The 11,614-nt window shown below is 73.5% G+C and carries 9 protein-coding genes; 5 read left to right on the top strand and 4 right to left on the bottom strand.

Translation table 11 applies throughout. From position 1 onward, the window contains the following. Positions 1–41 precede the first annotated feature (41 nt). Entirely contained in the window at positions 42–1,877 is a 1,836-nt protein-coding gene (locus ACIBBD_RS35680) for a phosphatidylglycerol lysyltransferase domain-containing protein (RefSeq protein WP_399423763.1), read from the bottom strand. 206 nt (positions 1,878–2,083) lie between these two features. On the opposite strand from ACIBBD_RS35680, the gene ACIBBD_RS35675 reads away from it, so the two are divergent. Then, on the top strand, positions 2,084–3,205 hold the full coding sequence (locus tag ACIBBD_RS35675) for an alpha/beta hydrolase (protein WP_399423761.1): 1,122 nt from the start codon (positions 2,084–2,086) through the stop codon (positions 3,203–3,205). A 153-nt stretch (positions 3,206–3,358) separates the two neighbouring features. Continuing rightward, the gene (locus tag ACIBBD_RS35670) at positions 3,359–4,996 is read left to right on the top strand and encodes a hypothetical protein (RefSeq protein ID WP_399423759.1); all 1,638 of its coding nucleotides are present in this window, start codon (positions 3,359–3,361) and stop codon (positions 4,994–4,996) included. A gap of 263 nt (positions 4,997–5,259) precedes the next feature. On the opposite strand, the gene ACIBBD_RS35665 is transcribed toward ACIBBD_RS35670, so the two are convergent. Continuing rightward, complete coding sequence (locus ACIBBD_RS35665; protein WP_399423757.1) at positions 5,260–6,603, bottom strand: PH domain-containing protein; 1,344 nt, start codon at positions 6,601–6,603, stop codon at positions 5,260–5,262. Then, positions 6,600–7,103: a PH domain-containing protein gene (locus tag ACIBBD_RS35660; protein ID WP_399423756.1), complete on the bottom strand. Its 504-nt coding sequence runs from the start codon at positions 7,101–7,103 to the stop codon at positions 6,600–6,602. Before ACIBBD_RS35660 ends, ACIBBD_RS35665 begins: the two co-directional genes overlap by 4 nt. Before the next feature lie 31 nt (positions 7,104–7,134). Between ACIBBD_RS35660 and ACIBBD_RS35655 the strand changes: the two genes are divergently transcribed. Next, complete coding sequence (locus tag ACIBBD_RS35655) at positions 7,135–8,286, top strand: NADH-quinone oxidoreductase subunit D (RefSeq protein ID WP_399423754.1); 1,152 nt, start codon at positions 7,135–7,137, stop codon at positions 8,284–8,286. 10 nt (positions 8,287–8,296) lie between these two features. On the opposite strand, the gene ACIBBD_RS35650 is transcribed toward ACIBBD_RS35655, so the two are convergent. Further along, positions 8,297–9,466: an SAM-dependent methyltransferase gene (locus ACIBBD_RS35650; protein ID WP_399423752.1), complete on the bottom strand. Its 1,170-nt coding sequence runs from the start codon at positions 9,464–9,466 to the stop codon at positions 8,297–8,299. Positions 9,467–9,596: 130 nt separating this feature from the next. Between ACIBBD_RS35650 and ACIBBD_RS35645 the strand changes: the two genes are divergently transcribed. Together ACIBBD_RS35645 and ACIBBD_RS35640 are read left to right on the top strand one after the other, a co-directional pair. Beyond that, positions 9,597–10,799, top strand: a complete 1,203-nt coding sequence (locus tag ACIBBD_RS35645) for a sensor histidine kinase (RefSeq protein ID WP_399423750.1) — start codon at positions 9,597–9,599, stop codon at positions 10,797–10,799. Positions 10,800–10,918: 119 nt separating this feature from the next. After that, entirely contained in the window at positions 10,919–11,587 is a 669-nt protein-coding gene (locus ACIBBD_RS35640; RefSeq protein WP_399423837.1) for a response regulator, read from the top strand. The last annotated feature ends 27 nt before the right edge of the window (positions 11,588–11,614 follow it).

The following is an 11,614-nucleotide window of genomic DNA, read 5'->3' as shown; positions in this document are numbered from 1 at the left end:
CGGACGTGCCCGTGCCCGAGCCCGGGCGCGTCGCGTCGCGGCTACGCCGCCCGCATGTCCCGCTCCGCCAGCTGGTGCGTACACGCGCGTGCGGGGGACGAACGGCGGCGCAGGAAACGCGGCAGGGGAAGGGCGAGGTCGACGAAGCCCTCGGCCTGCATGGCGGCGAAGCCGATGCGGGGCAGGTCGCCGGAGGCCCGGTAGACGACGAAGCGGGGCTCCCAGCGGGGCTGGAACTTGGCGTTGAACTTGTACAGCGACTCGATCTGGAACCAGCGCGAGAGGAACACCAGCAGCCCGCGCCAGGCGCGCAGCACCGGCCCCGCGCCGATCTTCTCGCCGCGCGCCAGGGCCGAGCGGAACATGGCGAAGTTCAGCGACACGCGCGCGATGCCGAACCTCGGGGCGGCCTGGAGCGCGGCGACGATCAGCAGTTCGTTCATGCCGGGGTCGGCCGAGCGGTCGCGGCGCATCAGGTCGAGGGAGACGCCGTCCGTGCCCCAGGGCACGAAGTGCAGGATCGCCTTGAGATCGCCGTACGGCCCGGGTTCGGCGTCGGCCTTGTGGGCGGTGGCGATGAGGCAGTCGCCGTCGGCGGGGTCGCCCACCCGGCCCAGGGCCATCGAGAAGCCGCGTTCGGTGTCGGTGCCCCGCCAGTCCTCGGCGGCGCGCCGGATGCGCTCCAGTTCGGCGTCGCCGAGGTCACGGACACGTCGTACCCGGGTTTCGTAACCGGCGCGCTCGATGCGCTTGACCATCTGGCGCACGTTGCGCATCGCGCGGCCGGCGAGCGAGAAATCCGCGACGTCCACCACCGCCTCGTCGCCCAGTTCCAGGGCGTCGAGTCCGGTCTCCCGGGTCCACACCTCGCCGCCCGTCTCCGAGCAGCCCATGACGGCGGGGGTCCAGGAGTGTGCCCTGGCCTCGTCCATGAAGCGCTCGATGGCGCCGGGCCAGGCCTCGACGTCGCCGATGGGGTCACCGCTGGCGAGCATCACGCCGGAGACGACGCGGTAGGTCACCGCCGCCTTGCCGCTGGGGGAGAACACGACGGCCTTGTCGCGGCGCAGGGCGAAGTGGCCCAGGGAGTCGCGGCCGCCGTGCTTCTCCAGCAGGGCCCGCAGCCGGACCTCGTCCTCCTCGGTGAGGCGGGCGGCCGGGTGTTCGGGACGGAAGGCGAGGTAGATGGTGGTGACGGCGGTGAGCAGCCCGAGGGCGCCGAGGGAGAAGGCGACCGTCCAGGAGGTGTTGCCCTGGTAGTCGACCGGCCCCTCGAAGCCGAACAGGCCGTACAGGACGTGGGTGATGCGGTCGGCCAGGCTGGGGTCGCCGATCAGGCGGCCGGGGTGGGCGCTGACGATGACCAGCCCCAGCAGGAGCGAACCCGCGCCCATGAGCACGAAGTTGGCGAGCGCCCGCCAGCGGCTGCGCGGGTCGGGCAGGGCCCTGAACTGGTCGCGGTGGACCAGCAGGGGCACCAGGAGCGCGACGGAGATCAGCGCGCCGACGACCGAGTGCCGGTAGGTGAACTGCGCGACGGCGCCCGCCGGGAGCAGGGCGACCGCCGCGCGCCACGCGCGGCGCTTGCCGCGCTTGAGGCCGTGCGCGAGGAGCAGCAGCAGGACGCCGGCGCTGAGCGAGAGCGCGGCGGCGAACGGGCCGAGCGCGCCGGGCAGCACCTCGGCGATCGTGTGCATACGGCTGTGCCGGAACCGCGGGAAGACGCCCGCGGCGACGTCCAGCAGGCCCACCAGGGCGCAGGCCCTGCCGACGAGGGCGGGCACGGACTCGGGGCGCGGGCCCCGGATCAGCTTGCGCACCCGGCTTGATCGGCTCGGAACCCCGCCCGACTTTTCCCCATCTTCCCTGACAGACATCGCATCCCGTAGTTCCGCGAGAGACCTTGGACCCGGTGCCGATTCGGGCATCCGGCGACATTGCGCCCTCTAGGACGGTGTCTCGGGGAGAGAGGTTCACTCGCCTCCTCAAAGCCGTTGAAAAGGACTGGGAAAGTCCGGGCAGGCCCTCGCGAGGGAGCGAGGGGCGCGGGAGCCCGGACGGGAAGCGCAGGCAGGAACACCACATGGGTCTTACGAGCAACACAGTGCTGCTGCTGGCGGTCCTGTCTGCCTCACTGCTCTTCGCCGGCACGGTGTGGCAGTGGCCGCGGCTGGCCCGGCGCGGCTGGCGGTCCGTCCTGGGGCGCGTCGGCCTGCTGTTCGCCACCCAGTTGGCGCTCTTCCTCTCGGTGGGACTCGCCGCCAACCAGGCCTTCGGCTTCTACGCGAGCTGGGCGGACCTGTTCGGCCGGGAGACCGACGTGGGGGTGGTCGTCGACCACGCGGCGGGTGACGGCCGGGGATCGCTGCGGGTGGTGGACACCCGGCGCGTGGCGGGCGCGGGCGGAGGGCCGCGGGTCGGCGGGCAGATCCAGAAGGTCGCCATCACCGGCCGGACGACGCACATCGCCACGCCCGCGTACGTCTACCTGCCGCCGGAGTACTTCGATCCCCGCCAGCGCACGCGCACGTTCCCGGCGGCCGTGGTCCTCACGGGCTATCCCGGTACGGCGGAGGCGCTCGTGGACAAGCTGCACTACCCGCGCACCGCGCGGCAGCTCGCCGGGGACGGGCGGATGCAGCCGATGATCCTGGTGATGCTGCGGCCGACGGTGGCGCCGCCGCGGGACACGGAGTGCGTGGACATACCGGACGGGCCGCAGACCGAGTCGTTCTTCGCCAAGGACCTGCCGGACGCGGTGACGGCCCACTACAGGGTGGGCGCCGGGCCGGGCGGCTGGGGCATCATCGGTGACTCCACGGGCGGTTACTGCGCGCTGAAGCTGGCGATGCACCACCCCGACGTCTACGCGGCGGGCGCCGGCCTGTCGGCGTACTACAAGGCGCCGATCGACCCGACCACCGGTGACCTCTTCCACGGCGACGAGACCCTGCGCGACGAGGCCGACCTGCGCTGGTTTATCGGACACCGGCCCGCGCCGGACACCTCGCTGCTCGTCACCAGCAGCAAGGTGGGGGAATCCAACTACAAGGCCACGTTGAAGTTCATTGACCAGGTGAAGGCGACGAACAGGACGAGGATCTCGTCGATCATCCTCGAAAGCGGCGGACACAACTTCAACACCTGGCGGCGTGAGATCCCGCCGACGCTGGAGTGGATCAGCGGGCGGCTGAGCGGCCGGTGAGGTCGGGTGCGGGCCGGCCAACAGGAAATGATCTTGAATGTCGGGGAATTCGGCGACCGCTCTGTTTCCTGATGCCGTGTGAAGGCATCGGTATGGCTGTGTTTTTACGGGGCGGGGCGCCAACATTCGCCTACGCGCGGTAAGTTTCTGGCCATGCCACGTGGACGTCACCGCCATTCCCCGCCTTTGCACAGGCTGCTGCCACCTTCGGCGATCGCAGGCGTCTCCCTCGTCTGCGCCCTCGGCCCCTGGGCGTTCTCGGAGCAACTGGTGCTCCGGGCGCTCGCCGCGGCCGCCGCGGTGACGGCGGTCCTCGGCGCGGTCGTGATGCGCCGCTGGGACATCCAGGCCGGCAAGCAGGTCGCCGACCTCACGCGCGCGCGTGCGAGCGACGAGTGGCGCTTCGAGGAACGCGTCGCGGAGCTGGAGAGCGACCTCGACGAATCGCGTGAGCTGCGCGTCAAGCTGGAGCAGCGACTGCGGGCCAAGCGGGCCGAACTGGCCGCCCTGCGCAACGAGCACGCGGCCCTGCTGCGCCGCTACGCCACGGCGGAGACCGAGCGGGCGACCGCCCTGGAGGGCCGCCGCCTGCTCGAGATAGAGGCCACGGCCCCGGCGCGTGCCCTGCCGCCCGCGCGGGCAGCCGAGGAGGCGCCCGGGGCGGGGACGGGCGCGGTCGCCACGCGGAAGGCCGCCATGGCGGAGGCCGCCGAGGCGGAGACGCTTGAGAGCGTGGAGCGCTTCGGCGCGCAGAACGTCGGGAGCGCGCAGAGCGTCGGGAGCGCGGAGGGCGCCGCGAACGAGGCGAACGCCGCCGGGGCGACCGAGGACGTCGAGACCGCCGAGGACGCGCCGAGGGCTTCGGAGGTCTTCTCCCCGGCCGGCTCCCAGTTGTTCCTGCGGGCCCAGGCCGCGCTGGCCCGGTTCGACGGCGACGCGGCCGGATCGGCGAAGCCGGCGAAGGGCGACGTGCCCACCGGGGCGGAGCCCGCCCGGACCGCCCCCGCGGAGACCGGCGCCGACGCGGAGGCCGCGCGGGAGGACGAGGCCGAGGGGAAGCCCGAGGCGGTCGACGAGCACACGCGCGCGGCCGCCCCCGACACGGCCGCCGGGGAGAACGGCACCCCGGTGGAGCAGGCCGCTCCGGAAGAGGCCACCGCCCGGCCGGAGTACGCCGAGGCCACGGACGCCGCGCTGGAGCCCGACACCACACTGGGGCCGGACACGACGCTGGAGCCGGAAGCCGCGCGGCCCGCGGCCGACGGACCGCCTGTCGCCCCCGACCCCGCGTCCAGGGTTGCCGCCTCCGAGCTCGCGGCTCGCGAGATCACGGCCGCCGAGAGCGCGGACCCTGAGACCGCGGACCCCGAGGCCGTGGCCCCCGACGCCGCTGACCGCGAGGCCGCCCCGTCCGACGCCGGCACGCGCGTCCCGCGCTCCGCCGACCCCGTGCGGGGTTCCTCCGGACCCCCCTCCGGGCACTTCACCGTGCCGACCGCCGTGGCCGTCGTACCGACCGCGCAGCCGGTGCGGCGTCCGGTGGCCGAGGGCGGGTTCGACTTCTTCGGTACGCAGAAGTCGTCGGCGTCCGAGGCGCTGGAGGCCGTGCAGAACGAGGACCTCGCCGACGTCGTCGGCCAGGAGGCGCTCGCGCTGCACAAGGCCGAGTCCGAGGCGGAGTTCAAGCCGGCGGACGAGGAGGCGCGCGGGGTCGGCCAGGTGATCGACCTGACCGCGCACGACGAGACCGAGCAGATCGACGTCGAGGGACTGCGCAGCGCCGTCTCGTGACCGGCCACCGGGCCTGCCCCACCGTCTCCGTACGGCGGGGCAGGCCCTTCGCCATGAGTGGGGTCTCCTGCCACGGCGGGGCAAGTCCCTTCGTCGGGTGCGCGTCTCCTGCCACGGCAGGGGCACGCCCTTCGTCATGTGCGGGGACTCTCGCTGCCGCGGGGAGGCCCTTCGTCAGGTGCGCGGTCTCCCGCTGCGGCGGGGGACCTTCGTCATGTGCGGGGCCTCGTACGCCGGGCCCCGTACGCCGCCCTGGACAGGCCCTACGCCATCCACCGGTCGGGCCGCGCGTCCCGGCGGCCGGTCCGTGACCGTTCCGCCTGGCCCCGCAGCAGCTCCGCGGCCTCCCCTGCGTCCCGCAGACGCGCCGTCACCGTCTTGTCGGCGCCGGTGTCCACGTGGACGTCCGCGAGGCGCCACAGCCGCTGCCAGGGCCCCTGGGCGAGCCGTACGCTCTGCACCTTGGCGTGCGGTACGAGCGCCACGCTCCGGCGCAGCAGCCCGTGCCGCGCGGCGAACACCGTGTCCGTGACGGCGATGCCGTAACCCCGCCACCAGAGCGGGACGCAGCGTCCGGCGCGGCGCGGGGGCCGGGACAGCGAGGCCGTCGCCGGGACGGTCGCCCCGGGCAGCACGCGCGTGACGACGGCTTCCGCCACCGCGCGCGGGGCCACCGGCACGAGCACGGAGTTGGCCGAGCCGGCCACGTCCAGCTCGACCCGCACCCAGTCGCGCCGCCGCCACAGCAGCGGCTCGACGATCCGCACGGTCTGCACCCGCCCGGGAGGCACCGTCTCGTGCGTGCGGTCCAGCAGGCCGTGGTCGATCCGCAGCCCGTCCGGCGACTCGCCCACCGTCCAGTCGTACTCGCGTACGAACCGCCCCGCGCTGCTCGCCCCCGCCGCGCCGAGCAGCGGCAGGCCGGTCGCGAGGACCGTCCACACGCTGTGGGTGGCCAGCCACAGCACCGGCGGCACGACGAGCGCGGCGGCGAGCGTGCCCCAGGTGGCGCCGGTCAGCACCAGCGCGACCGCCAGCGAACGCGCCGGCACGCGCAGAAGTTCACGCGCCGGCGCCTCGCCGACCTCGCGCGCGGTCTCGGGTGCGAAGCCGGCCGCGCGCGCGAGCAGCTCCGCGCGCAGCGCGCGTGCCTCGGCCTCGCCGAGGAAGGCGAGCTCGTCCTTCTTGTCGGCGCCGACGACATCGAGCCGCAGTTTCGCGACGCCCGCGATCCGCGCGAGCAGCGGCTGGGTGACGTCGACCGCCTGGATGCGCTCCAGCCGGATGTGCGCGGCGCGCCGGAACACCAGGCCGGTCCGTATGCGCAGTTCCGTGTCGGTGACCGCGAAGTGCGTGAACCACCAGGACAGGAACCCGTACAGGGCGGCCGCCGGGACGAGCACGGCGAGCGCGACCAGCAGGGTCGTCGTGGTCAGCCGCGTCAGCTGCTCCTGCGTCTGGTTCGGATCGTGCGCGGCCCAGCCGACGAGCACCGCGACGGGCGCCCACGCCCGCCTGAACGGCGTGACGGGGTGCAGCCGGCGCTCGGTGGCGGCCCGCTCCGGGAGCGCGCCGGCTACGCCGTCGTCGACGCCCGGCGCCGTCACAGCCCCGCCGATCGGGCCTCGCCGAGTGCGGTGAGCCGGTCCCGCAGCCGTTCCGCCTCGGCCGGATCCAGACCCGGGATCGTCGCGTCGGTCGCGGCGGCCGCGGTGTGCAACTGGACGCTGGCCAGCCCGAAGTACCGCTCGACGGGACCGGAGGTCACCTCCACGAGCTGCATCCGCCCGTACGGCACGACCGTCTCCTCCCGCCACAGCACGCCCCGGCTGATCAGCAGGTCGTCGGCGCGCTCCGCGTACCGCCAGGAGCGCCAGTTGCGGCCCAGCATGACCCAGCCCCAGCCGATCCCCGCCAGCGGCAGCAGCGCGAGCGCGGCCCACGCCGGGCCGACGAGCAGGCCGAGCAGCACGGCCACACCGGCCGCCCCCAGCCCCAGCCACACCACCAGCAACAGCCGCCGCATCCGCAGCAGCCCCGGAGGCAGCCCGATCCACCCGGGTCCGGCCCCCGTCGCCTCCACGCCTGCCGTGCTCCCCGTTTCCATACGGCCAGCGTACGTAGGAGAGACTGGGTCCATGACTCCTACGACGGAGACCACGGTCGGGATCGGCGGCGCAGCGGAGAGCACCGACATGGTGCTCAACATCGGCCCCCAGCACCCTTCCACGCACGGCGTGCTGCGGCTGCGGCTGGTGCTGGACGGCGAGCGCATCACGCACGCGGAGCCGGTGATCGGCTACATGCACCGCGGCGCGGAGAAGCTGTTCGAGGCGCGCGACTACCGGCAGATCATCATGCTGGCCAACCGCCACGACTGGCTCTCGGCCTTCTCGAACGAGCTGGGCGTGGTCCTCGCCGTGGAGCGCATGCTCGGCATGGAGGTCCCCCCGCGCGCGGTGTGGACGCGCACGCTCCTCGCGGAGCTGAACCGGGTCCTCAACCACTTGATGTTCCTGGGCTCGTACCCGCTGGAGCTGGGCGGCATCACGCCCGTGTTCTACGCCTTCCGTGAGCGCGAGGTGCTCCAGAACGTCATGGAGGAGGTCTCCGGCGGGCGCATGCACTACATGTTCAACCGCGTCGGCGGCCTGAAGGAGGACCTGCCGGCCGGATGGGCCTCCCGCGCGCGGGGTGCCGTCGCCGCCGTGCGCTCCCGCATGGACGTCTTCGACGACCTCGTGCTCGGCAACGAGATCTTCCGGGGCCGCACCCGCGACGTGGGCACCCTCACGCCCCGGGCCGTGCACGCCTACGGCGTGAGCGGGCCGATCGCGCGCGCCTCGGGCGTCGACTTCGACCTGCGCCGCGACGAGCCCTACCTCGCGTACGGCGAGCTCCAGGACACCCTGAAGGTGGTGACCCGGACCGAGGGCGACTGCCTCGCCCGCTTCGAGTGCCTCCTGGATCAGGCGCACAACGCCCTCGACCTCGCGGACGCCTGTCTGGACCGGCTCGCCGACCTCCCGCCCGGCCCGGTCAACCAGCGGCTGCCGAAGGTCCTCAAGGCGCCCGAGGGGCACACGTACGCGTGGACCGAGAACCCCCTCGGCATCAACGGCTACTACCTCGTCAGCAAGGGCGAGAAGACGCCGTACCGGCTGAAGCTGCGCTCGGCGTCGTACAACAACATCCAGGCGCTGACCGAACTGCTGCCGGGCACGCTGGTCGCGGACATGGTGGCGATCCTCGGGTCGATGTTCTTCGTGGTCGGGGACATCGACAAGTAGGGGCGGTCGGTCAGCCGGGCGGGTCCGGAACGCCGGCCGACTGCCCGGGGAGCGCGTCGGGAACGCCATCTGACCGCCCGAGGAGTGGGTCCGCGATTCCCACCGGCTGGAGCAGCCACACGAAGTCGCCCAGCCCGCCCGGCGCGGTGAGTTCGGCGGCCTCTCCGGCGCTCGCGAGGGCGCGGACGTACGCGGAGGGGTTGGTGGAGGCGAGCGCGAGCGGGGGGCGTGCGCCGGTGAGGTCGAGGGCGCGCAGTGCGGCGCGCTGGTCGAGCAGGCGCGCACCGGGGGGCGTGTGCGCCGACGTGTCCGCCCCCGCGGCGCTCCCCGAGCCCGTTTCCACCGCCGCTCCCGCTCCCGCTTCCGCCCCCGCGGTGGCCCTCGCGTCCGCCACCGCGCCGACCCCGGCGTCCGCGCACGCGTCCAGCGCCACATGCGCCGTGATGTCGCACGAACCGTCCGGCACGGGCGCCGTCTCGCGCCCCTCGCGGAAGCCGGTGAGCGTTCCGAAGGGAGGGCGCGCGTCCCTCGTGTGCGCGTAGTCCACCGCCACCGCGAGCCCGCGCGCGACACCGGAGACGGCCGACGCCCAGGCGGTGTCCCGGGGGAGCCCGATCTCCGCCCGCAGACCCTCCTCGCCCGGCAGCGGCCACCACCGCGCGAGCCACTCCGCCTCCGCGCCGGACACCGGCTCCCCGAGCCGCTCCACGCCGTCGTCCCGGACGAGCACCAGCCGCGTCACGCCCGCCGAGTCGACCTCGGCGACCTCGACGGGCACGTTGTCCAGCCACTCGTTGGCGAACAGCAACCCGGTGACCTGCGGGGGAGGCTCGGGAAGCCACGTGATCCGCGGTGCGAGACCCTCCGGGCGGGCGGCGACCTCGACGGCGTACGCGCGTGTGCGGGCGGCCACGTCGGCGGGGAGCGCGGCGAGCACCCCGGTGACCAGTTCGCCGCGTCCGGCGGCCATGTCGACGAAGTCGAGCGACGCGGGCCGGCCGAGCGCCTCGTCGACCCTGCACAGCAGCCGGGCCACGGCCTCGGCGAACAGCGGCGACGCGTGCACGGAGGTGCGGAAGTGCCCGGCCGGACCCTCGGGGCGCAGGTAGAAGCCGTCCGGTCCGTACAGGGCGGCCCGCGTCGCCGCACGCCAGCCGCGCCACTCGCCGTGATCCGTCACGTTCGCCACCACCTGGCCAGACTATGCGCACAACTGATCACGGCCTCCACCTTGCGGAGTATGCGCGCCGGCCCCGGATCGGCCCTCCGGTTGACCCCTGCACGCATCCCGCTTCCCTACGCTGGGTTACGTGCAGCGCCTCTATGACTTCCTCCGCAGGCACCCGACCGGGGTGGACGCCTTCTGGGCGGTCGCCCTGTTCGGGATCACGCTCATGGCGGAGGCGACACGCCAGGAGGCCACGGGCACGGACTCCCCGGCACTGGTCGTCCCGATCGTGCTCCTGTTGTGCCTGGTGATCGCGCTGCGCCGGCGCATGCCCGAGAAGATGCTGCTGCTGGCCGGCGCGCTCGGGCTGGCCCAGCTCGTCCTGAACGTTCCGACGACGGCCGCCGACTTCGCCTTCATGGTGATCGTGTACACGGTCGCCGCGACCGGCGCCCGCTGGGCCTCCCGGCTCGCCCTGGGCATGGGCCTGAGCGCCGCGTCCCTGGCACAGCTGCGCTGGCCGGAGAGGGAATCGAGCGTCGCCGAATATGTCGCGATCATCGTCTTCCAGACGGTGCCGTTCGCCCTCGCCTGGGTGCTCGGCGACTCCATACGCACCCGGCGCGCCTACTTCGCGCAGCTGGAGGAGCGCGCGGCGCGCCTGGAGAGGGAGCGCGAGGCGCAGGCGAAGGTCGCGGTCGCCGCCGAGCGCGCCCGGATCGCGCGCGAACTGCACGACGTCGTGGCGCACAACGTGTCGGTGATGGTGGTGCAGGCCGACGGCGCCGCCTACGTCCTCGACGCCGCACCCGACCAGGCCAGGAAGGCACTGGAGACGATCTCCTCCACCGGCCGCCAGGCCCTCGCCGAGATGCGCCGCCTGCTGGGCGTGCTGCGCACCGGCGAGCACCAGGAGGGCGGCGAGTACGTGCCGCAGCCGGACGTCGAGCAGATCGAGGACCTCGTCGAGCAGTGCCGCGGCTCGGGGCTGCCCGTGGACTTCAAGATCGAGGGCACCCCGCGACCGCTGCCCAGCGGCGTCGAACTCACCGCGTACCGCATCGTGCAGGAGGCGCTGACCAACACGCGTAAGCACGGCGGACCGAACGCGGGCGCCAGCGTGCGCCTGGTCTACTTCGACGACGGACTCGGCCTGCTCGTCGAGGACGACGGCAAGGGCGCCCCGCACGAGCTGTACGAGGAGGGCGGCGCCGACGGCCAGGGGCACGGCCTGATCGGGATGCGCGAGCGGGTCGGCATGGTCGGCGGCACCCTGGACGCGGGCCCGCGCCCGGGCGGAGGATTCCGGATCAGCGCCCTGCTCCCGCTCAAACCGGCGCATTGACGCCGACGCACGCCCCCTGTTGACACCTGTCACGCCCCCGGCCGACAACGGCACGAACGGTCCGGAACGGCACAAAAGAGAGCCGGCGACGGCACCCAAGAGAGATGGAAGAGGACTCGATGACGATCCGCGTGATGCTCGTCGACGACCAGGTGCTGCTGCGCACCGGGTTCCGGATGGTGCTCGCCGCCCAGCCGGACATGGAGGTCGTGGCGGAGGCGGGCGACGGTGTCGAGGCCCTCCAGGTGGTGCGTTCCACGGCGGTCGACGTGGTGCTGATGGACGTGCGCATGCCGAAGCTGGACGGCGTGGAGGCCACCCGGCGCATCTGCGCGGAGGCCGACCCGCCCAAGGTGCTGATCCTGACCACCTTCGACCTCGACGAGTACGCCTTCTCCGCGCTGAAGGCCGGCGCCTCCGGATTCATGCTCAAGGACGTGCCGCCCGGCGAGCTGCTCGCCGCGATCCGCTCCGTGCACAGCGGTGACGCGGTCGTCGCCCCCTCCACCACCCGCCGCCTTCTCGACCGGTTCGCCCCGATGCTGCCCAGCACGAGCAAGGAGCCGCGGCACAAGGAGCTGGAGCGGCTCACCGAGCGGGAGCGCGAGGTCATGGTGCTCGTCGCCCAGGGACTGTCCAACGGTGAGATCGCGGCCCGGCTGGTGCTCTCCGAGGCGACCGTCAAGACCCACGTGGGCCGCATCCTGACCAAGCTGGGCCTGCGGGACCGGGTGCAGGTGGTGGTCCTGGCGTACGAGACGGGCCTGGTGCGGGCCGGCGGTCACTGAACCGCGGGGGGCCGGTCGGGGCCGACG

Origin of the sequence: Streptomyces sp. NPDC051315 (assembly GCF_044455165.1) — a bacterium.
Taxonomy (GTDB): domain Bacteria; phylum Actinomycetota; class Actinomycetes; order Streptomycetales; family Streptomycetaceae; genus Streptomyces.
This window is presented reverse-complemented; position numbering and strand designations above follow the sequence as displayed.

Bases quoted from the DNA above. Each gene is read 5' to 3' on its own strand.
- ACIBBD_RS35680 (WP_399423763.1), bottom strand. From the start codon at position 1,877: ATGTCTGTCAGGGAAGATGGGGAAAAGTCGGGCGGGGTTCCGAGCCGA.
- ACIBBD_RS35675 (WP_399423761.1), top strand. From the start codon at position 2,084: ATGGGTCTTACGAGCAACACAGTGCTGCTGCTGGCGGTCCTGTCTGCC.
- ACIBBD_RS35670 (WP_399423759.1), top strand. From the start codon at position 3,359: ATGCCACGTGGACGTCACCGCCATTCCCCGCCTTTGCACAGGCTGCTG.
- ACIBBD_RS35660 (WP_399423756.1), bottom strand. From the start codon at position 7,103: ATGGAAACGGGGAGCACGGCAGGCGTGGAGGCGACGGGGGCCGGACCC.
- ACIBBD_RS35655 (WP_399423754.1), top strand. From the start codon at position 7,135: ATGACTCCTACGACGGAGACCACGGTCGGGATCGGCGGCGCAGCGGAG.
- ACIBBD_RS35640 (WP_399423837.1), top strand. From the start codon at position 10,919: ATGACGATCCGCGTGATGCTCGTCGACGACCAGGTGCTGCTGCGCACC.